Raw genomic sequence first — 19695 nt, 5'->3', positions numbered from 1 at the left:
CGGCAGGCTCAAGGATTGGCGGCGGGTTGCGACCCGATACGACAGGTGCCCCATCGTCTTCCTCTCGGCCATCGCGCTCGCCGCAACCGTCCTCTTCTGGCTCTAAAGTTAATGAGTCTGGAGCCTAGTTGTTCAGTCGTGGGCATTCCGTCGCAGCTCATGTTGTTCGGGACTGCTCGGACGGCCATGGTCTCTTGGATCGTGCCGAACGTGATTGTCGCCTTCCGGGTTGCTTGAAGTTCACATCGGCCGCCTTGGTCGGGCTTTGAACCGCCGGGATCGGGTGGTCTCGCTTTACGCGGCGTCGATGCAGCGCTGGCGAATTTCGGCGAAATATCCAAGCAGGGGCGCGTTCGCCTTTTCGACCTCGGCATGACGCGCCAGGAAGGCGGCCATGTGGTCGCGTATCTCTTCCAGAAGCGCGCCCTCGTCGATCCGGGTGAGGCGGTCGGCGCGCAGGACGAAGGTGCCGTCTATCATCACATCCGTGACCGAGGAGCCGTTCTCGCAATAGACCAACTGGCGCACCGCATCCGAGAGCGGCGTGAAGGCCGTTCCCGCTGTCAGGCCGAGGAAGGTCAGGTCGGCCTTCTTCCCGGGGGTGATTGAGCCGGTCTTATCGCCGAGCAGCGCTGCTTTCGCTCCGCCGACCGTTGCCGCGGTCAGCGCCTCGGCGGCGGAGAGCCAGCTTTCGGGCCGGTCGCCGTGCAGGGTCTGGGCCAAGGCCGAGACGCGCATGACGTCGAAGACACGCATCGTGTCGTTGGAGGAAGCGCCATCGGTCCCCAGCCCGACATTCACACCGGCCTCCAGCAACTTGCGCACTGGACACAACCCGGAGCCCAGCTTCAGATTGGCGATGGCGTTGTGCGAGACCGAAACGCTCGCCGCGCCCATCCGGGCGATATCCTCCTCTGTCACCCAGACCGCATGGGCCATGGTGCAGCCGGGCCAGAGGAGCCCCAGCTCATCCATGTATTTCACCAGCGAGCCGCCGAAGGCCCGCGTGCCGGTCACCGCCTGCACCCGCGTTTCCAGAACATGGGTGTGGTAGGGGACGGCATGGGCTTCGGCCATGTCCTTGCAGGCCAGCATCAGATCGGGCGAGCAGCGCTGCGGGCCGGAGGGGGCGAGCATGAAGCGCAAGCGGCCGTCATGGCTGCCGTGCAGGTGGCGGAAGGCCTGATCGCAATACGCGGCGTAGTCACGCGCCGCGAGCAGCGGGAAGTCGAGCTGCGCCTGCACCTCGGGTGGCACCACCTCGCGGCCGAAGGCCATGGTGTCCAGATAGGGCAGGTTCATCAGGCCCGAGGAGACGTTGGCGCGGATACCGATGTCGCCATAGGCCTGGAACACCGTCCCAAGCCGTTCGATGTCATGGTGCGGTGGGTCGAAGAAATCGTCGCTGATCATGGTGACGCCACTGCGGACAGACTCGATGGCGACCAACATCGAGCGCAGGTAGAGCAGGCGCAGGCCCACCGGCTCGGCGGCGAAGAATGGGTAGGCGTAGTTCAGCCAGGTTTCCAGCGCCATGCGTTCGTAGCGGCCGCGAAAGAACATCTCGCTGGAATGCAGATGGGCGTTGACGAGGCCGGGAATGATGAGCTTGCCGCGCGCGTCATGCAGTGTCGCGCTCTCGGGCAAAGGCAGGCTGGGGCCGATCCTTTCGATACGATCACCGGAGATCAGCAGGTCGAGCGGCTGCGGGCGGAAGCCCTCCGCGCCTTCCAGCGTCAGGACCTGCGCACCCTTGATGAGGATCTGTACCATCTAGAGCCTCCCCAATTCGCTCGGTCCCGCATTGCCCTTGCCGCGCACGCGGGCGCTGAGCCAGAGGCCGAGGATCGTGGCGATATAGGGGAGCGAGAGGAGCAGGCTCGACGGTACCCTTTCGCCGAACATCAACTGCGCCCGGATGCCGAGCGCGCCGACGAAGGCGAAGAAAAAGGCGGCGAGCGTGGCGCCCAGGGGATGGCCCGCGCCGAAGATCACGGCGGCAAAGCCCATGAAGCCGCGCCCTGCGGTCATGTTGACGGAAAACATCTGCAGGCTTCCCGCCGCCAGTTCTGCCCCCGCCAGCGCGCAGAACGGCGCGCCGAGGAGAAGCGCCCAGAGCCGCATCAGGCCCGGATTCACCCCGATGGCCCGCGCGGCAAAGGGATGTTCGCCGCAGGCGGCAAGGCGCAGGCCGAAGCGGGTGCGGCAAAGGACCAGCCAGCTTGCCAGCACCAGCACCGGCATGGCGGCGACAAGCACCGACAGGCTGCCGAAGGCGCCGAAGGCCGGGCCGATGCGGGGCAGCCCCGCGGGTGCGTTCACCGCCGCCTCGCTGCCGAAGATCGCGGTCAGGGCCAGCGCCGTGCCGCCAAGGCCAAGGCCGGTGATGCCGAGGCCCGCGATGATCTGGTTGGCCTTCAGCACTTCGACCACAACCCACAGCAGCGCCGACATCAGCGCGCAAAGCAGCACCGCGACCGCCAGGGCCCCCGCCAGCGGCAGGCCCAGCTTCAGCCCGACGATGGTGGCGCAGGCGCCCGTGATCATCAGCCCCTCAAGGCCGAGGTTCCAGATCCCGGCCCGCTGCGCGATGACGCCCGCCAGCGCGACATAGACGATAGGCGTGCCCGAGCGGAGAAAGGCGACGATCAGGTCTTCCATCGGGTTCTCCAGTGCCGGATGGCGGCCCGCGGCCCATCGGTGCGGGCGGTGATGAAAAGCGCGATCGAGGCGTTGATGATCTCGATGGCGGCGGCGGGCAGGCCGGTCATCACCGGCAGGAACAGGGCCGAGGAGGCAAGCGCCCCGAAGAACAGCGCGACGAGGGCGGTCACCAGCACCGAGAGCCCGGCGACCAGGGCGATCAGGATGGCGGTGAAGCCATGAGTGGGCAGGATGCCGCTTGCCAGCCTGCCGTTCGGCCCCAGCAGTTCCACCGCACCTGCAAGGCCCGCCAGCGCGCCCGACAGCACAAAGGCGCCGATGGCGATGCGGTCCACCCGCGCGCCCTGCCATGCGACCATGACCGGGTTGCGCCCGGCAAGGCCGGACAGAAGGCCGAAGGCGGTGCGTCGGGTCAGCCACCAGCCCAGGGCGACAGTCGCCAGCGCCAGCGCGACGATCATCGGCGAGGTGCCGGAGGATTCCGAGATGCGATGCGCGGCCTCGATGGGCCGAGACGATGCCTGTTGGCCGGAACCGGAAGGATCCTTCAGTGGGCCGGAGGTGACATGGACCAGCGCCAGGGCGGCGATGAAATTGCCCATCATGGTGGTGATCACTTCATCCGCCCCGGCGCGCACACGCAAAAGCGCGGGCCAGAGCGCCCAGAGCCCGCCGCCGATGACCCCGGCGATCAGGCAGAGCGGAACGGCAAGCCAGGCGGGGCTGCCGCGCAAGGCCTCGGCGGCGAAGGCGGCGGCGATGGCGCCGATGTAGAACTGCCCCTGCGCGCCGATGTTGAAATAACCGGCGCGGAAGCTGATCACGACGCCCACCGAAGTGATGAGGAGTGGCAGCCCCCAGCGCAGGATATGGTCCGATGCGCCGGGGCGAAAGAAGGCGCCCTCAACCACCCCGCGCAATGTGTCGCCCGCCGACAAGCCGACGGCGGCGAAGATGGCGGCGCAGAGGAAAAGCGCGAGCAGGATGAAGCCGAAGGTCCGCAGGACAGCGGTCAGATGGGTGGTCATGGCATCCTCCCCGTCGCTTCCCCGGTATCGACCATCGCCTGCCCGATGGCACCGATGTCGTAGGGCGGTGCGAAAGCTGCTACCGCGCGGCCCGATGCCATGACGACGATCCGGTCGCAGATGTCGAACAATTCATCGAGGTCCGAGGAGATCAGCAGCACCCCCGCGCCCCGGTCGCGCGCGCCACGCAGAGCTTGCCAGACCCCCGCCGTGGCGCCGATGTCGAGGCCCCGTGTCGGCTGGGCGGCGAGGATCAATCGTGCTGCCGCATCGACCTCGCGCGACAGGATCACCTTCTGGGCGTTGCCGCCGGATAGCGACCCGGCGGGCTGGTCGGCGTTGCTGAAGCGCACGTCCCACAGCGCGAAAGCGGCTTCGGCCGCCCGGCGCAGGGCGCCCGGACGGGCCGGGGCCAGAAGCGGGCGGCCGACCATCTCGCCCGCCGCCCAGTTCTCCCACAGGCTGCTGGTCAGGCTGAGGCCCTCGACATTGCGCTCGAACGGGATGATGCGCAGCCCGACCTTGCGCCTTGCGGCCAGGCCCTCGTGGCGCAAGGGGCTGCCGGAAAGGGTCATGGTCCCCGCGGTCAGCGGCTCCAGTCCGGCGATGGCGGCGATCAGGTCGCGCTGACCGTTGCCCTCGACCCCGGCGATGCCGACGATCTCGGCTTCGCCCACCTCCAGCGCCACATCGGCCAACCCGTGGCCCGAGGGGCCGGGGGCGACGGACACGCCTTGCAGGATCAGCGCCCGGGGGCGTTGCGGCTCTGGCGCATGGGGCTGATGGTCTGCCGTGTTGGCGCCGGTCAGCGCGGCCCGGTCGGTGGCGTCGAGCTTCGTCGCCGCCTCGCCGATGATCAGCCCCGACAGCGCCTCGGCCGCCAGCCCCTCGGTGGGCATTGGCCCGGCGACCAGCCGCCCCCCGCGCAGCACGGTGACGGTATCGGCGATGGCCAGCACCTCGCGGATCTTGTGCAGGACCAGGAATACCGTCACGCCGCGCGCCCTGAGGCTGCGGACGCGGGAGAACAGACGCTCGATCCCCTCGGGCGACAGCACCGCCGTCGGCTCGTCCAGGATCAGGACGCGGGCGTCCGACACCATCGCGCGGGCGATTTCGGCCGCTTGCTGGGCTTCGACCGGCAGATCGCGAATGCGGGCGCGGGCGGAAAGGTCGATGCCGATCCGGTCGAGCCAGCCCTGCCAATGCGCTTCGATGGCCCGGCGGGTGTAGAGGCCTCGGCGCGGGCCGACGAATTGCAGCACCTCGGCTATGGTGAAGGATGGGGGCAGGGCGAAGCTTTGATGCACCAGCTCCACCCCCGCCATGCGGGCGGCCAGCACGCCGCCTGCCGCGAGCGGGGCGCCCAGCACCGAGATGTCGCCCCCGGCCGGGGCGACCAACCCGGCTGCGGCGCGGGCGAAGGTGGTCTTGCCCGCGCCGTTCTGGCCGACGATGGCATGGATCAGCCCGGTCTCGAAGCGGGCGGAGACGTTGTCGAGCGCGGTGAAGCTGCCATAGCGGACGGTCAGCCCATGCGCCTCAAGGGCGGGCACCCGCGTGCCCGTCGAGGGGGGTCCAGCCATGCCCGTCAGAGCGCGGTGTTGAACTCGACCGCCAGCGACCCGTCGAGGATCGCTGCGCGGGCCGCGTCCACCTCGGGCATGGCGGCATCGGCCATCGCCACCAGATCGGCGGGGCCTTGCACGCTGAACTCGGGGTTGCGGATGAAGTCGATGACCCCTGTGCCAAGGCCGGTCGGCACATGGCCCGCCGCCCAATCCGCCGTGATCGCCCGCCGCGCTTCGTTGTAAAGCGAGGCGCCGAAGTCGAGCCCAACGATGGAGATCAGGTTCTTCGGCGCCAGGGTGAACTGCGCGGGATCGAGGCAGGAGACCAGCCGACCCTCGCCCTCCTGTGCGGCGGCGATGATGCCGAAATCGGTCGCCGCGGCGTCGGTCTGGATGAAGTCGATCCCGTCAGAGAACATCTGCGTGGCGATCTCCTGCCCCTTGGCCGGATCCTGGAAGCTGCCCGCGAAGGCGGCGGTCGCGGTGATCGCCGGGTTGACCGACAGGGCACCCGCCTTGAAGGCGTTGAAATCGGCGTTGATCGGGGGGATGGAAATGCCGCCGATAAAGCCGAGCTTCCCCGAGCGCGACATCCGGGTCGCGAAGATCCCCGCGAGGTAGCAGCCGAGGTAATAGTCGTAGGAGACGGTGGTCACGTTCGGGATCGCCGGTTCGAAGGGGTCGGCGAAAAGCTGGATGAACTTCGTGCCGGGGAATTTCGGCGCCACAGCCTTGATCGGTTCGGCGACCTCGTTGAAGGTCGAGACCACGATGGCCGCCCCGGCCTCGCTCAAGGTCGTGAAGATGCTCTCGTAGGTCGCCGGGTCCTGGGCATAGACCGCGCGAGCAGTCATGCCCGTCTCGGAGGCGAATTGGTTCAGCTTGGCGATCATCGAATCCACCGGCCCGGCATCGCCTGCGGCCTGGGTGTGGACCAGCGCAATTAGCCCGCCCGCAGCCCGGGCGGCACCGGCGGCGAAAAGGCCCGAGGTCAACAAAAGCCCGCCCGAGGTCTGCAACAGCCTACGGCGGGTGATCGGGGAAGCGGTCATATCGGTTACTCCTCTGTTGTCCTGGGCGGGATTATTGTTGGTGTCGGCGAGCAGGAGGCCGGAGTCATGATCATGACATCCTGCGAGGCGATCGCATCAAGCGCCCAGACCGATGCGATGAAGTCTTTCCAATCCGGATCGGCATACATCGCCGCCCGTCGCGCCTCGCGGTCGGCGAGGCTGTCATAGGCCCAGATCAGCACGATGGTATGGAGGCGCCCGATCTCGGCGACATAGAGCCCGACGAAGCGACCCAGATGGCGCTTCTGGATCGGCAGGCCCTCGGTCTCGTATTTCTCCAGCCAGCCCGGCACCGTGCCGGGACGGAAGGTATAGGTGCGATGCTCGACGATCATGCTTGGGCCTCTTCCAGGATGAAGTCCGATGCGCGTTCGCCGATCATCACGGCGGGTGCATGGGTGTTGCCGCTGGAGATGATCGGCATGACCGAGGCGTCGGCGACGCGCAGGCCCTGGACGCCCCGCACTTTCAGGCGTGCGTCGCAAACCGCCATCGGGTCGCCCTCGGCCCCCATCTTGCAGGTGCCGACCGGGTGGAAGGTGGTCATCGCCGTGGCGCGCAGCCAGCCGGTGAGCGCCGCATCGCTGTCCACCGCCGCGCCCGGGGCAAGCTCGGCGCCCCGGAACGGCGCGAGCGCCGCCTGGCCGACGATCTCGCGCGTCCGGCGAATGGCGGCGATCATCGTGCGGATGTCGAAGTCGTCCGACAGGTAGTTCGGCATGATCCTGGGCGGAAGCGTCGGATCGGCCGAGGCCAGCTCGACGCTGCCCCTGCTGGCCGGGTTCACCGGGCCGACACGCAGGGTGAAACCGTGGTTCGCCTCGACCCGCTGGCGACGGAACGGGTTGGGAAAGTTGAGGTTCGCGGTCTTTTCCAGAGCGGGCATGAAATGCAGTTGCACGTCCGGCGCGGAAAGGCCCGGATGCGTCCGAAGAAAGGCCCCGGCCTCGTAGGGGAAGGTCGTGACGATGCCGGTGCCGAAGATCATCCCCTGCAGCATGGAGAGCGTCAGCCGGTCCACCCGCAGGTCGCGATAAAGCGTGACCGGCTGGGGACATTCCCAACTCATCACGCAATCGACGTGGTCCTGAAGGTTCTGCCCCACACCCGGCAGATCAGCCTGCACCGCGATGCCGTGCTGCGCAAGATGCTTCGCCGGGCCGATGCCCGACAGCATCAGCATCTGCGGCGAGTTCACCGTGCCGCCCGACAGGATCACCTCGCGCGCCGTCCGCACCGTGATCTCGCGGCCGCGCTGGCGGTATCGCAGGCCCGTGACCCGGTTGCCATCGAAGGTCAGGCCGGTGACCAGCGCCCCAGTCTCGATCCTCAGGTTCGCGCGGCCCATGACGGGTTTCAGGAAGGCGGTCGCGGCCGACCAGCGGCGGCCCTTGCGGATGTTGAAATCATAGCGACCGACGCCATCCTGCGCCGCGCCGTTGAAATCGTCGTTCACCGGCAGACCGGCCTCGGCCCCGGCGCGGATGAAGGTGTCGTAGAGGGGATTGGCCCCCTTGGCCCGGCTGACCGCCAGTTCGCCATCGGTCGAGTGGAAGGCGTCGTCGTCGCGGCTTTCGTGCCGTTCCGAGCGGCGGAATGCGGGCAGCACCTCGTCATAGCTCCAGCCCGGCAAGCCAAGCTGCGCCCAGCGGTCGTAATCCTGCCGGTTGCCGCGCACATAGATCATGCCGTTGATGGTCGAGGTGCCGCCCAGCGACTTGCCACGCGGCCAGTAGAGCTTGCGCCCGTTCAACTGCGGCTGCGGTTCGGTGAAGTATTTCCAGTTGTAGATGCCGTAGTGGAAGAGCTTGCCCATCAGCATCGGCAACCGCACCAGCGGGTTGCGGTCGCGGGGGCCGGCTTCCAGCAGCAGCACCCGGTATCTGCCATTGGCCGACAGCCGGTTCGCCAGCACGCAGCCCGCGGAGCCCGCGCCGACAATGATGAAATCATGGGTTTCGGTCATGGTTTTCTTACCAGTTGATCGGGGGGGCGCCCAGCCGGTCCAGATGTATATTGGCGGCGGCAAAAGGATTGGGCAGGGCAAGGAAATCATCGGCAAAGGCCGGGTGCGGGCGGTTCACCACCAGATGTCGGGGCAGGGCGCACAGACCGGCCTCGGCGAACAGCGCCTCCGCCGCGGCGCCGAAGCCGAGGAACACGATCGGCCGGTCGAGCGCCGCGACATGGCGCAACGTGGCGAGGATCAGCGGGCGCCACAGCGGCAGATGGCCCCGGGCCTGATGCGGGTCGATGTCGCGCCGGAACCGCGACAGGGTGAGAGAGGCGTTCAGGAGCAACACGCCTTCGCTTTCGTGCCGGTCCGAAAGCCTGCGATGTTGCTCGACCTTGATCTCGCCGCTCTCGATCCGCGCGAGCAGGCCCGGCCAGTCGGCAAAGCTGCGGGCCAGTTCGGGCCGGTCCAGCCGCGCGGCCAGGACCGATTGCGTATAGGCCCGGACCGAGGCCGAGAACATCCGGTCGAGATCGCGCCATTCACGCGCTGCGCCGATCTCGAAGGCCCGTCCCGTGGCCGAGGTTGGCTCGGGATAGGGATCCTGTCCCAGGATGATGGCCCGCACCTTGCCCGGCTCCACCCCGTCGAAGGCGCGAAGCGCATGGGCCGCGTCCGGCGCGCCGGGGAAGCGCTTTCCCTTGCGGGCGGGGAAGACCGGCTCCCAGGGTTCGAGCGTCAGGCCCGGATCCATGTCCCCAAAGCCGAGGGCGACATCGCCCAGGGGCGTGCGCCAGGGCGGCGGCAGGTCGTCCTGCCAGCGCTCCAGAACCTCGCGCATCGCCTGGGTCAGTTTTTGGGGCATCGGTTTCTCCATGGCGCCAGTCTGTGAAAATCCTGACGATCACGTCAAGTTTTATTTTCGGTAAACCTGACGAGTCCGTCAGTTTTTTGCGCGAGCCTTTGACACCGCAGCATCCCGTGCTAATCAAGGAAAAAACGGGGGCGAAGCGATGAACCGCCAGATCAGGCCGAAGACTTTGAGCGGCAAGGAGGATGCCGAGGGGCGCATCCGCGCCCGGAACGAGCGGCTGATTCTCGACGCCGCCGTCAGCCTGTTCTCGGCCAAGGGCTTCGATGGCACCGCGATTTCGGAAATCGCCGATACCGCGGGCCTGCCGAAGACGAATGTCTACTATTACTTCTCGACCAAGGCCGCGATCTATGAGCGGCTGATCGGCGAGGTGCTGAAGGACTGGGACCAGGCGCTGCGTCGTCTGGATCCCGAACTGCCCCCGCGCGAGGCGCTGTTCGACTACGTCACCGACAAGCTGGAATTCTCGCGCCTGCACGGCGAGAAGTCGCGCTTCTTCGCCGGAGAACTGCTGCGCGGCGGCACCTTCCTGACCCCGCGCCAGAAGCGTCACGTCCAGTCGATCACCCGTGACGCCTGTGCGGTGGTGCAGCGCTGGATCGACGATGGTCGCTGCAACCCCGTCGACCCGCGCCACCTTTTCATCATGCTCTGGTCGACGACGCAGTTCTACGCTGACTTCGCCCCCATGGCAGCAACCACACTGGAGGTTCCGCGCCTGCGCAAGGTGGATTTCACCGAGGCAGCCCAACAGATTATCGCGATGCTGGGGCTATGGAGGGAGGGGCCGGAGGAGGTGCGGGAACAGGCCGGAGCTTCTTGAGCGGGGCTTGTCGAAACGCCGTCGCGTGGGAGGCCCTAGGCTAGCCGCCTGTTTGAGGTTGGAGTCCGGCCTCGATTGAAGGACGGTGCGGGTTCACGCAAGAGCAGATCATTGCGGTGCTGCTGGCGCACGGGGCGCGAGCGCGGGCGATCTTCCGCCGACGTCCATGGCCAAAGTGCGATGTGGCAATTGGCGCAAGAACACCTGGTCCCGCCTCGGCCTTTTGTGAAAAAGCAGGTTCCCAGACGCAGAAGCCGCATGTGCGGGGATTGAAGAGGCGCCGAAAGCGACACGCATTTTTCGCTAGATCGAGCCCGGCAGCGGCAATCTGCGGCATGACCGCTTTGCTGTGGCGGACCCCAGCCGTGGCCTACTGATGCCATCGGGGGAGGACCGCATCATCAGCGCCCATTCTTCGGGAAAACAATCTTTTGCGGGGCCTGAGGCAGGTCGGTCGCCCGGCCGTCCGGGCGACCCTGTCCATCCTTCAGCCGCGCGTCTTGCGCACGATGTCCATGAACTCCTGCGCCCGTTTCGGATCGACCGCATTCCAGGTATGGCCATCGACTTTCAGCGAGGATCCGACCACGCAGCCATCGGCAATCTTCAGCACATCCGCGACGGTCGCATGTTTGACGCCGGTATTGGCCAGCACCGGCGTATCGGGCAGCGCCTTCTTCACGCCCTCCAGATCGACCATCTTCGCCGATTCCCCGGTGATCGCGCCGGAAACCAGAACGGCATCCGGGATCGACGAGAAAACCGCCGAGCGGGCGCGATCCGCCAGCGAGCGATTGTCAAGCGAGGCGGCAAACTCGGCCGAGACGTTGTTCAGGATCACCAGATCCTTGCGGTCAAGCTGGCGCGCGCGGCGCAGGGCGCGGCCCGCATTCGGCGTCCAGGGCCCCATATCCGAGGCATAGGTGCCGGTGAAGATCTCGCGCACGAAAGAGGCGCCGGTCGCCGCCGCCAGCGCCACGGTGCTGTCGGGATCCCAGAGCACATTGACGCCGAAGGGTTTCTGGATCTTCTCGCGCAGCCGTCCTATCACGAAGCCCATGGCCGAAGTGGTGGCGATATCGACCTTCAGCTCATAGGGGCGGTCGTTCTCATTGCCGAACATCACCGCATCGACACCGGCGGCCTGCAGTGCCTCCAGATCCTTCAGCGCGCCCTGATAAATCCCCTCGATCCCGGCATCGGCATCGTAAAGCGGCGTACCCGGCATCGGATTCAGGTGAACCATTGCAATCACGGGTTTGATCCCCGGGAACAGATCGGCGAATTTGGTCATGTCATTCTCCTTGATCCGCCGATCATGAGCGGCGCTCTGGCGGAAATTGGTTAGAGGGTTGGGGGAAGGAATCAGGCCCTGCGGCGCTCAAGCAGCCAGAAGAAGAAAACGGTGATTCCCAGGATGATGATCAGCAGCAGGAAAGCGGCGGCGCTGCCCTCATTGACCTGCAGGCCCTGAAAGGCGCGCTTGTAGGCGAAGAACGACAGAAGTTCGGTCGAGACGCCCGGGCCGCCTTTGGTCAGCACATAGATCAGGTCATAGGTGCGGAATTCATTGATCAACTGGATCACGATGGCAATCGCCGACACCGGGCGCAAAAGCGGCAGCGTGATATACCAGAATTGCTGGAACGGCCCGGCACCATCGACCTCCGCCGCCTCATAGGGCTCGCGCGGCAGCGAGGCGAGGCCGGCAGATAGCAGCAGCACCACGAAAGAAGTCTGTTGCCAGATGTCGATCGAGATCAGGGTCGAGAGTGCGATGGAACTGTCGCCCAGCCAGTCGACCATCGGCAGGCCCATCGCCGCGAGGCTTTGATTGACGATGCCGAGATTGGGCTGCAAAAGCATCCGCCAGATCAGCGCCACCGCCACCGGCGCCATCGCCATCGGCAGGGTCAGGATCGCGAAATAGAAGCCGCGCATCGCGATGACCTGGCGCAGCATCAGCGCGATCCCGAGGCCGATCACGAATTCGCCGATCACCGCCGCCACCGAATAGCGCAGCGTCAGCCAGAGCGAATGCCAGAACAAGGGCTCGGACATGATCTTCGCGAAATTGGCGAGCCCGGCGAAATTCAGATCGGGCCGGATCATCGTCATCGTCGAAAGCGAGATCGCCAGCGCATAGCAAAGCGGAATCCCCATCACCAGCGCCAGCATGGCAAGGCCCGGAGCGGCAAAGCCCCAGCCGGCACGGATCCTGTTTCTAGCAATCACGCTCATGGAGCGCTCCTTCCGGGGATGGCGGGTGATGCCCCCGGGCCGCGGCCTGGGCCCGGGGGCAGACGGGTTTACTTCCCGAGCAGTTCCTCAAGGCCCTTCGCCGAAGCCTCCAGCGCGGCCTCGACCGTCGCATCGCCGCTGGCGGCAAGCGAAAGCTGGGTGCCGATCACGTCCTGGTATTGCGGCGTGTAGGTGAAGATCGGGAAGCTCTTGCCTGCGGCCACGATCTCGCCCGCCTGGGCGTAGAACGGGTATTTCGCCAGAACCGACGGATCCTCGAACACGTCCGAGCGCACCGGAGCATGGCCTTCCAGCGCGCGTTTCACCGAGGTCTCCTTCGACTGAACCCAGGAGATGAAGGTCCAGGCCGCGTCTTTCTGGTCATCGGGGATGTTTTTCGGAATGCCCCAGCCCCAGCCCCCGCTTTCGCCATGGCCGCCCGGCATCACCGAGATCGACACATTGCCCGCGACGTTCGGGCAGGTCTCGGGATTGTCGATCTGCGGCAGCATCCACCAATAGGTGACCATCGAGAAGCTTTCACCCGCGCACATCAGCCGCAGCGTATCGTCCAGGGTGGCCGAAAGCGCGCCGGTCTGCGCCGCGTTCGCGATCATGTCGGTGTAGAAGGTCAGCGCCTGTTTGCCCTGATCGGAATTCAGGACGACCGACCCATCGTCCGCCAGGTATTCGCCGCCCGCCGCGAAAAGATAGTTGGAGAACTCCATCGAATTGGGGTCGCCGCGCTGACCCTGCATCGCCGCGCCGTTCACGCCGCCCTCGGCCTTCATGAATTTCGCGATGGCAACATAGTCTTCCAGCGTTTCCGGCGCGGCCAGCGTCTTGCCGGTGGCGGCTTCGTATTTCGCCGCCAGATCGGCGTTTTCCAAGAGATCCGTGCGATAGATCAGCCCCATCGAATAGTTATACATCGGCAGGATCGGCATCGCCTCATCGGTGCGGCCCAGCAGGTCCAGCATGGCGGGGATGACCGGCGCCATGTCGAAGCCGGTCTTTTCGACATAGGGGTTCAGATCTTCCAGCCAGCCGCCGGCCGGGAATTCGCCCGCCCAGAGGAAATCGACCGACAAGAGGTTGTAATAGCTCTCGCCGACGACCAATTGCGCGATCAGCTTGTCATGCATATCGCCGTAGCCGACCTTTTCGAATTCGACCTTGATGCCGGTTTCGGCCTCGAACTCGGGCAGCAGCGCCTCGATGATCTTCGTCTCGGGCACGTCTTCCATCAGGGCGCGAAGCGTCACGCCATCCGCCAGCGCGGTGCTGGCCCAGAATGCGGCAGCAAGGCTGCCAGAGACAAGGAAAGCATTGGATTTCATTGGAATTTCCTCTCTGTTTTCAGGTTTTGTCTTCTTGGGTGGACGTATGGGATGGCATTACCTGACCGAGCCGAAGGACAGGCCCTGCACCAGGTATTTCTGGATGAAGCGCACCGCGATCAGCAGCGGCAGGATGGCGAGCGAGACACCGGCGGAGACCTGGCTGATCTGCACCCCGTTCGAGGTTTGCAGCGCGGCAAGCGCCACAGGCACCGTCGCGGTTTTTGATCCGCCAAGGATCAGCGCGAAGAGGAACTCGTTCCATGAGAGGATGAAGCCCAGCACTGCCGCCGCCATGATCCCCGGCGCGGCGACCGGCAGCACGATCCGCCAGAAGGCCCCCCAGCGGGTAGCGCCATCGGTCATCGCGGCACCTTCCAGATCCTCGGGGATCGACTCGAAAAAGCCCATCAGGATCCAGGTCAGGAAGGGCAGGTTGAGCGCGGCATAGGCCAGCACGAGGCCGGTGAGCGAATTGGTCAGCCCGGTCACGCGGTAAAGCATGAAGACCGGCAGCGCCAGCGCCACCGGCGGCAGCATCTGGCTTGCCAGCGTTGCGAAACGCGCGAAACGCCCGCCGGTGCGGAACCGCGCAAAGGCATAGCCCGTCATCGCCGCCAGCGGCATCGACAAGACCACCGACATCACCGCGACAATCAGCGAATTCAGGTAGTTGCGGCCAAAATTCTTCTCGACGAACAGCGCGTGATAATTGTCGAGCGTCACCGCCGGGAAAATCTCGGTCGAATAAGAGGCGTGTTCGGGCACCAGTGATGTCCTGAACACCCACAGGATCGGCAAAAGCACGATCAGGCAGGCGAGGATCAGGCCCATATGCGAGAGGATACGCCGGACCATTGCTCAGTCCCGCCTCTGCCAAGCCGCGCCATCCGCCGCGCGGAACAGGTGCATCTGCGTCATATCGGCGTGAAGCGTGATCCGGTCGCCGAGGGCGGGCAGGAAATGCCGCTCGGTGCGGGCCGAAAGCGCAAGGCCTTCCGCCGTCTCGATCCCGATCAGGTTTTCCGCTCCGAGCGCCTCGCGCATCACCACGGTGCCGGTCACCGGCAGGGTGCCGGGCTTCGGTGCGGTCAGAATATCCTCGGCACGCAGGCCAAGCGTCGCAGGCTCGGCCGCCGCCCTGGCGTAAAGCTTCGCCTGGGCGGCGGGAAGGGGACCGGAAACCGGCCCTGCCGTGATCGACAGGCCCGAGGCACCACCGCTCAGGCTGGCCGGGATCAGGTTCATCGCAGGCGAGGCGAGGAATTGCGCCACGAAAGTATTGGCGGGGTTGGCATACACCTCCAGGGGCGCGCCGACTTGTTCGATATGCCCGTCCCGCATGATGCAGATCCGGTCGCCCATGGTCATCGCCTCGACATGGTCATGGGTGACGAAAACCATGGTCTTGCCCAGGCGGCGATGCAGTTTCACCAGTTCCTGGCGCATCTCGCCGCGCAGCTTGGCGTCGAGATTGGAGAGCGGCTCATCCATCAGGAAAACGTCCGGCTCGCGCACCATGGCGCGGCCAAGCGCCACGCGCTGCCGCTGTCCCCCGGACAGCGCGCCGGGCTTGCGGTCGAGATAGGGGGCAAGGCCGAGGATCGCAGCCGCCTCGGCAATGCGCCGGTCCTGCTCGACGATCGGCGTGCCGCGCATTTTCATGCCGAAACGCATGTTTTCGCGCACCGACATATGCGGGTAGAGTGCATAGCTCTGGAATACCACAGCGACATTGCGGTCCCTTGGCGGCAATTCCGTCACGTCGCGCGCGCCGATGCGGATCCGGCCCGCGGTGATCTCCTCAAGCCCCGCGATCATCCTGAGGGTGGTGGACTTGCCACAGCCCGAAGGCCCCAGAAGCACCATGAACTCGCCCTCTCCGATGGTGAGGGAGACATCCCTGACCCCGAACAGGCCGCTGCCATAATCGCGGCTGATGTTGTCGAGCGTGATCGCGTTCAAAGGAGCCTCATTCGCGGGCGTTGATGTCAGGTCCTGCAGAAAAACACAAAGTCGAACATTCGGGGAGGTCAGGTCGTATAGACCCCGCCGGTCACATTGATCGCCTGGCCCGTCATGAAGCGCGCCGCATCCGAGCACAGGAAGATGACGACCCCGGCGACATCTTCGGGCGTCTCGATCCGGCCAAGCGGCGTCTGCCGGATGTAATCTTGCTGCACCTCGTCGGGTGTCATGCCGCGCAGCTCTGCCTCCCAGAGGATTTCGCGCTCCTGCATCGAGGTGCGTACAAAGCCCGGGCAGACGGCGTTCACGCGAATGCCTTTCGGGGCGAGCTCGCGGGCGAGGCCCTGGGTCCAGCCAACCACCGCGAATTTCGAGGCCGAGTAATGCGCCAGAAGCGGCGCGCCGATCTTGGCGGCCAGCGAGGCGGTGTTGACGATAATACCTTTATTTTCCTTAATGAAGTGGCGCGCGGCGATCTGGTTCGTCAGGAAGACTCCCCGCGCGTTCACATCCATGTTGAAATCCCAGTCCTCGTCAGACAGATCGGTGGCGGCCCGCATGGTCGAGACCCCGGCATTGGCGATGCAGATCTCGATCCCGCCGACCAGCGCCAGCGCCTGATCGAAGGCCGCCTGCACCGAGTCGCGCTCGCGCACATCGATCCTGACGGCATGGTGGCCGACGCCGAGCGAGGCGGCCGCGGATTGCGCCGCCTCAAGGTTGAGGTCGGCGATCACCACGGAAATACCCTGCGCCGCCAGCGCCCTTGCTATGGCGAAACCGATCCCCGTCGCGGCCCCGGTCACGAAAGCCCGCTTGCCGTTCAGGCCCGGATGTTGCTGTTCGGCCAGTTGGTCTGCACGCATTTGGAATCCCCTTTGTCGAAAGGATCCAAACAAATCTTTTCATCCTGCGCAAGAAAAATGTTTGAATGTGTTTGATACTTGCGCATTATGCGTTTCGATTTGATCGAATTAATGATATAACCCGTTCTGTTCCGGCAGGTATGGGACGTGCAGTAGCGAAAAGGCCAGGAGAGTCCTGGCGCGATGTGATACTGGCCGGGGAAGATCAGGCGAACCCCGCCCCAGAAACGGATCAGGCCAGGACATGATGCAGCCCGAACAAATGATCGCGATCGCCACGCCCACCGGTCTGCCGGACGCCGAATCTGCCAGCAGCCCGCCTGCGCCCCGCGCTCCGGCGCAGGCGCGCATGGCCCGGATCCTCGAAAGGCTGAACCAGGGCGGCTCTGTCACCGTGACCGAAATCGCCCGCGAATTTGGCGTATCGGATATGACGGTGCGGCGCGACCTGGCGGAGTTGGAGCGCGACGGCCTGCTGGAGCGGGTGCATGGCGGTGCCGTCGGCCTCACACGCGGCCCGCTGACCGTGATCGACGATATCGAGCCGATTTTCGAGGCCCGCGCCCGGCAAAACGCCGCTGGCAAGGCCAGGATCGCCGCCGCCGCCGCCCGCCATGTCGCGGGGCGCAATGCGCTTGCCTTCGATCTTGGCACCACCGTCCTCGCCGCCGCGCGCGCCATCGTGGCCTCGGGTCCCGCCCCGCAGATGCGCGCTTTCACCAATAGCCTGCGCGTCGGTCAGGTGATGGCCCGGGCCGGGATCTCCACCTATATGAGCGGCGGTCTGATCCGCGCCGAAGAGATGTCGCTGACCGGCAAGGATGCGGTCGATGGCTTTTCGCGCTATTATTTCGACGTGGCGCTGCTGGGCGCGTCGGGCATGACCTCGGAGGGGGTGTTCGACTATTCGCCCGAGGAAGTGGCGGTGAAGTCGGTTTTCCTGCAGCGCTCGGGCGAGCGTGTGCTGCTGCTGGACAGCACCAAGTTCCGCCGGGTCTCGACGGTGCTGATCGCTTCGCTTTCGGAAATCTCCACCCTGATCACCGATGCCGCCCCGCCTCCCGATCTGGCCACCGTGCTGGAGGGGGCCGGGGTGCGGGTGATCGTCGCCTGACCCTTGTGAAACCTGCCGCAACGGACCCCCTGAATGACTGTCTTTCTTGGCCTCGACATTGGCACGACCTCGACCATCGGCATCCTGATCGACACCGGCGGCGAGGTGCTGGCGCTGGCCTCGCGCCCGGTGACGCTTCACGCCGAGAGGCCGGGCTGGGCCGAAGAGGATCCGGCGGAGTGGTGGGCGAATTGCCGCGCGCTCGTGCCGGAGCTGCTGAAGCTGTCGGGGCTTTCCGCCACGGATATTGCCGGGATCGGCGTCGCCGGGATGCTGCCCGCGACCGTACTGCTGGACGAGGCGGGCCAGGTCCTGCGCCGTTCGATCCAGCAAAGCGACGGCCGGGCGGGGGCCGAGGTCGAGGAGATGCGGCGCGAGATCGACGAGGCGGCCTTCCTGAAAGCCGCCGGTTGCGGCGTGAACCAGCAGCTTGTGGGCGCGAAGATCCGCTGGCTGGCACGCCTTGAGCCGGAGGTGCTGGCGCGGGCGAGAATGCTGCTCGGCTCTTACGACTATATCAATTTCCGCCTTACAGGTGTGGCGGCCGTCGAGCAGAACTGGGCGCTGGAGGCCGGGATCGTCGCGGTCGCGACGGGTAGGATCGATCCGCCCCAGGCGGCGCTGACCGGCATCCCGCCGCATCTGCTGGTGCCGCTGATTGGGTCTTCGGCGGTGCTCGGGCGCGTCACCCTTGAGGCCGCAGCCGCCACCGGGCTGGCGCCGGGCACCCCGGTGGTCGGCGGTGCGGCGGATATGATCGCCTCCTGCCTGGGCGCGGGCGTGGTCAAGGGCGGCGATGTGCTGCTGAAATTCGGGGGGGCGGTCGATATCCTGACCGCGACCGAAATGCTGAACCCCGATCCGCGCCTGTTCCTGGACTATCACCTGATCCCCGGGCTCTGGATGCCGAATGGCTGCATGTCGACCGGCGGCTCGGTGCTGAACTGGTTTGTCGACACCTTCGCGGACGGGATCGAGCCGCTGAACGGATCGCGCCATGCCGCGCTTGACGCCATGGCTGCGGAACGGCCTGCGGGAGCGATGGGACTGACCTTCCTGCCCTATCTCCTGGGCGAGAAGACGCCGCTGCACGACCCTGCCGCGCGGGGCGCGCTGAATGGGCTGACGCTGTCGCATGACCTGGGCCATATATGGCGCGCGGTGCTGGAATCCTACGCCTATGCGATCCGCCACCATATCGAGACCTTCAACGCGATCGGCCATCCGACCACGCGGTTCATGGTCTCGGATGGCGGGGCGAAATCCTCGGTCTGGATGGGGATCGTCGCCGATGTGCTTGGCCAGAAGCTGGAGCGGCTTGGCGGGCATCCCGGCTCCTGCCTCGGTGCGGCCTGGACGGCGGCGGTGGGGCTTGGCGCGGCACGGTGGGATGGGATCACCGCCTTCACCAGCCGCGACCGGATCTTCACGCCAGGTCCCGAACATCGCGAGGTCTATGACCGGGGCTATGCCGCTTTCCGCGACTTCTACCGCCGCATCGCCGGGTCGCAATCGTGAGCGGCTTTGCCTGGCAGGCGGTTGCCTGGGATATCGACGGCACATTGGTCGACAGCGAGCCGCTGCATCATCGCGCGCTGCTGGCGGCCACCGCCGAATTTGGGGCGGATCTGAGCCCCCTGCCGGAAACAGCTTTCGTCGGGGTGCATCTGAAAGATGTCTGGCAGGCCCTGCGCTCCAGATTGCCGACCGGTGCCGATGAGACCGAGTTTTACCGGCGCATCAACCATCACTACGCAGCCGGGGCAGGGCGGTTGGTCGAGATCCCCGGTGCGACGGCCGTGATCCGGGCGCTGGACGCCCTTGGCGTCCGGCAGGTCTGCGCCTCGAATTCGGCCCGCGCGGTGGTCGATGCCAATCTCGCGATGCTCGGGGTTGCGGGGATCATCAGCGCCAGTGTCTCGCTTGACGATGTGGGTGAGGGAAAACCGGCGCCCGAACCCTATCTCCGGGCGGCAGCGCTGGCCGGGACCGATCCCGCTCGGACCCTTGCGGTCGAGGACAGCCTTACCGGCGCCAGGGCTGCCCGCGCGGCAGGACTGTCGGTGGCGCTGCTCGCCCCGCTTCGCCCGGACAGCTCCGCGCCGGTTGATTTCCATATCACCCGTCTTGACGACATTCTCCACCTGCAACCGAAACCGCCCGTCCTTCTCGAGTAACC

At 66.0% G+C, this 19695-nt stretch carries 18 protein-coding genes and 1 pseudogene; 5 read left to right on the top strand and 14 right to left on the bottom strand.

The features are described from left to right. Positions 1-106: pseudogene (locus ABNX41_RS14375) on the top strand (IS5/IS1182 family transposase); the annotation flags it as partial. A 188-nt stretch (positions 107-294) separates the two neighbouring features. Here the strand turns inward: ABNX41_RS14375 and ABNX41_RS14370 are convergent. The 8 genes from ABNX41_RS14370 to ABNX41_RS14335 are packed head-to-tail and all read right to left on the bottom strand — an operon-like array spanning position 295 to position 9155. Next, complete coding sequence (locus ABNX41_RS14370) at positions 295-1773, bottom strand: amidohydrolase family protein (RefSeq protein WP_438670419.1); 1479 nt, start codon at positions 1771-1773, stop codon at positions 295-297. Beyond that, on the bottom strand, positions 1774-2661 hold the full coding sequence (locus tag ABNX41_RS14365) for an ABC transporter permease (protein ID WP_438670418.1): 888 nt from the start codon (positions 2659-2661) through the stop codon (positions 1774-1776). Continuing rightward, positions 2649-3692: an ABC transporter permease gene (locus tag ABNX41_RS14360; RefSeq protein ID WP_438670417.1), complete on the bottom strand. Its 1044-nt coding sequence runs from the start codon at positions 3690-3692 to the stop codon at positions 2649-2651. Before ABNX41_RS14360 ends, ABNX41_RS14365 begins: the two co-directional genes overlap by 13 nt. Then, positions 3689-5278 carry an ABC transporter ATP-binding protein gene (locus tag ABNX41_RS14355; protein ID WP_438670416.1) on the bottom strand — a complete coding sequence of 530 codons (1590 nt, stop codon included), beginning with the start codon at positions 5276-5278 and terminating at the stop codon, positions 3689-3691. Before ABNX41_RS14355 ends, ABNX41_RS14360 begins: the two co-directional genes overlap by 4 nt. A gap of 5 nt (positions 5279-5283) precedes the next feature. After that, positions 5284-6315 carry a BMP family ABC transporter substrate-binding protein gene (locus ABNX41_RS14350; protein ID WP_438670415.1) on the bottom strand — a complete coding sequence of 344 codons (1032 nt, stop codon included), beginning with the start codon at positions 6313-6315 and terminating at the stop codon, positions 5284-5286. A 5-nt stretch (positions 6316-6320) separates the two neighbouring features. Then, on the bottom strand, positions 6321-6671 hold the full coding sequence (locus ABNX41_RS14345) for an NIPSNAP family protein (protein WP_438670414.1): 351 nt from the start codon (positions 6669-6671) through the stop codon (positions 6321-6323). Beyond that, on the bottom strand, positions 6668-8302 hold the full coding sequence (locus tag ABNX41_RS14340; protein WP_438670413.1) for a GMC family oxidoreductase: 1635 nt from the start codon (positions 8300-8302) through the stop codon (positions 6668-6670). Before ABNX41_RS14340 ends, ABNX41_RS14345 begins: the two co-directional genes overlap by 4 nt. A 7-nt stretch (positions 8303-8309) precedes the next feature. After that, a complete protein-coding gene (locus ABNX41_RS14335) occupies positions 8310-9155 on the bottom strand; it encodes a uracil-DNA glycosylase family protein (RefSeq protein ID WP_438670412.1) in 846 nt (281 codons plus the stop codon). Positions 9156-9303: 148 nt separating this feature from the next. Between ABNX41_RS14335 and ABNX41_RS14330 the strand changes: the two genes are divergently transcribed. Then, positions 9304-9987, top strand: coding sequence for a TetR family transcriptional regulator C-terminal domain-containing protein (locus tag ABNX41_RS14330; protein ID WP_438670411.1), 684 nt, complete (start codon positions 9304-9306; stop codon positions 9985-9987). 487 nt (positions 9988-10474) lie between these two features. On the opposite strand, the gene ABNX41_RS14325 is transcribed toward ABNX41_RS14330, so the two are convergent. The 6 genes from ABNX41_RS14325 to ABNX41_RS14300 all read right to left on the bottom strand — a co-directional run bounded on the left by ABNX41_RS14325 (position 10475) and on the right by ABNX41_RS14300 (position 16402). Beyond that, a complete protein-coding gene (locus ABNX41_RS14325) occupies positions 10475-11281 on the bottom strand; it encodes a BtpA/SgcQ family protein (RefSeq protein ID WP_438670410.1) in 807 nt (268 codons plus the stop codon). A 71-nt stretch (positions 11282-11352) separates the two neighbouring features. Beyond that, positions 11353-12228, bottom strand: coding sequence for a carbohydrate ABC transporter permease (locus tag ABNX41_RS14320; protein WP_438670409.1), 876 nt, complete (start codon positions 12226-12228; stop codon positions 11353-11355). A gap of 68 nt (positions 12229-12296) precedes the next feature. Next, the gene (locus tag ABNX41_RS14315; RefSeq protein WP_438670408.1) at positions 12297-13568 is read right to left on the bottom strand and encodes an extracellular solute-binding protein; all 1272 of its coding nucleotides are present in this window, start codon (positions 13566-13568) and stop codon (positions 12297-12299) included. A 57-nt stretch (positions 13569-13625) separates the two neighbouring features. Beyond that, a complete protein-coding gene (locus ABNX41_RS14310) occupies positions 13626-14426 on the bottom strand; it encodes a carbohydrate ABC transporter permease (RefSeq protein ID WP_438670407.1) in 801 nt (266 codons plus the stop codon). A gap of 3 nt (positions 14427-14429) precedes the next feature. After that, positions 14430-15533: an ABC transporter ATP-binding protein gene (locus tag ABNX41_RS14305; RefSeq protein WP_438670406.1), complete on the bottom strand. Its 1104-nt coding sequence runs from the start codon at positions 15531-15533 to the stop codon at positions 14430-14432. Between the two features lie 68 nt (positions 15534-15601). Then, entirely contained in the window at positions 15602-16402 is an 801-nt protein-coding gene (locus tag ABNX41_RS14300) for an SDR family NAD(P)-dependent oxidoreductase (RefSeq protein ID WP_438670405.1), read from the bottom strand. A 244-nt stretch (positions 16403-16646) separates the two neighbouring features. Between ABNX41_RS14300 and ABNX41_RS14295 the strand changes: the two genes are divergently transcribed. From ABNX41_RS14295 to ABNX41_RS14285, 3 genes are read left to right on the top strand one after another with little or no spacing between them, the layout of a single operon-like run. After that, positions 16647-17516, top strand: coding sequence for a DeoR/GlpR family DNA-binding transcription regulator (locus ABNX41_RS14295; RefSeq protein WP_438670404.1), 870 nt, complete (start codon positions 16647-16649; stop codon positions 17514-17516). Positions 17517-17549: 33 nt separating this feature from the next. Then, complete coding sequence (locus tag ABNX41_RS14290; RefSeq protein WP_438670403.1) at positions 17550-19034, top strand: FGGY-family carbohydrate kinase; 1485 nt, start codon at positions 17550-17552, stop codon at positions 19032-19034. Beyond that, entirely contained in the window at positions 19031-19693 is a 663-nt protein-coding gene (locus tag ABNX41_RS14285; RefSeq protein WP_438670402.1) for an HAD family hydrolase, read from the top strand. The genes ABNX41_RS14290 and ABNX41_RS14285 overlap by 4 nt, the downstream gene beginning before the upstream one ends. The last annotated feature ends 2 nt before the right edge of the window (positions 19694-19695 follow it).

It is taken from the genome of Pseudogemmobacter sonorensis (genome assembly GCF_042762395.1).
GTDB lineage: Bacteria > Pseudomonadota > Alphaproteobacteria > Rhodobacterales > Rhodobacteraceae > Pseudogemmobacter > Pseudogemmobacter sonorensis.
The sequence above is the reverse complement of the archived record's forward strand: the minus strand, read 5'-3'. Positions and strand labels throughout refer to the sequence as shown.

Excerpts from the sequence above, each read along its gene's own strand:
- ABNX41_RS14315 (WP_438670408.1), bottom strand. The coding sequence starts at position 13,568 with ATGAAATCCAATGCTTTCCTTGTCTCTGGCAGCCTTGCTGCCGCATTC.
- ABNX41_RS14330 (WP_438670411.1), top strand. The coding sequence starts at position 9,304 with ATGAACCGCCAGATCAGGCCGAAGACTTTGAGCGGCAAGGAGGATGCC.
- ABNX41_RS14310 (WP_438670407.1), bottom strand. The coding sequence starts at position 14,426 with ATGGTCCGGCGTATCCTCTCGCATATGGGCCTGATCCTCGCCTGCCTG.
- ABNX41_RS14300 (WP_438670405.1), bottom strand. The coding sequence starts at position 16,402 with ATGCGTGCAGACCAACTGGCCGAACAGCAACATCCGGGCCTGAACGGC.
- ABNX41_RS14355 (WP_438670416.1), bottom strand. The coding sequence starts at position 5,278 with ATGGCTGGACCCCCCTCGACGGGCACGCGGGTGCCCGCCCTTGAGGCG.
- ABNX41_RS14365 (WP_438670418.1), bottom strand. The coding sequence starts at position 2,661 with ATGGAAGACCTGATCGTCGCCTTTCTCCGCTCGGGCACGCCTATCGTC.
- ABNX41_RS14320 (WP_438670409.1), bottom strand. The coding sequence starts at position 12,228 with ATGAGCGTGATTGCTAGAAACAGGATCCGTGCCGGCTGGGGCTTTGCC.
- ABNX41_RS14295 (WP_438670404.1), top strand. The coding sequence starts at position 16,647 with ATGATGCAGCCCGAACAAATGATCGCGATCGCCACGCCCACCGGTCTG.
- ABNX41_RS14360 (WP_438670417.1), bottom strand. The coding sequence starts at position 3,692 with ATGACCACCCATCTGACCGCTGTCCTGCGGACCTTCGGCTTCATCCTG.
- ABNX41_RS14335 (WP_438670412.1), bottom strand. The coding sequence starts at position 9,155 with ATGCCCCAAAAACTGACCCAGGCGATGCGCGAGGTTCTGGAGCGCTGG.
- ABNX41_RS14325 (WP_438670410.1), bottom strand. The coding sequence starts at position 11,281 with ATGACCAAATTCGCCGATCTGTTCCCGGGGATCAAACCCGTGATTGCA.
- ABNX41_RS14370 (WP_438670419.1), bottom strand. The coding sequence starts at position 1,773 with ATGGTACAGATCCTCATCAAGGGTGCGCAGGTCCTGACGCTGGAAGGC.
- ABNX41_RS14345 (WP_438670414.1), bottom strand. The coding sequence starts at position 6,671 with ATGATCGTCGAGCATCGCACCTATACCTTCCGTCCCGGCACGGTGCCG.
- ABNX41_RS14350 (WP_438670415.1), bottom strand. The coding sequence starts at position 6,315 with ATGACCGCTTCCCCGATCACCCGCCGTAGGCTGTTGCAGACCTCGGGC.
- ABNX41_RS14340 (WP_438670413.1), bottom strand. The coding sequence starts at position 8,302 with ATGACCGAAACCCATGATTTCATCATTGTCGGCGCGGGCTCCGCGGGC.
- ABNX41_RS14290 (WP_438670403.1), top strand. The coding sequence starts at position 17,550 with ATGACTGTCTTTCTTGGCCTCGACATTGGCACGACCTCGACCATCGGC.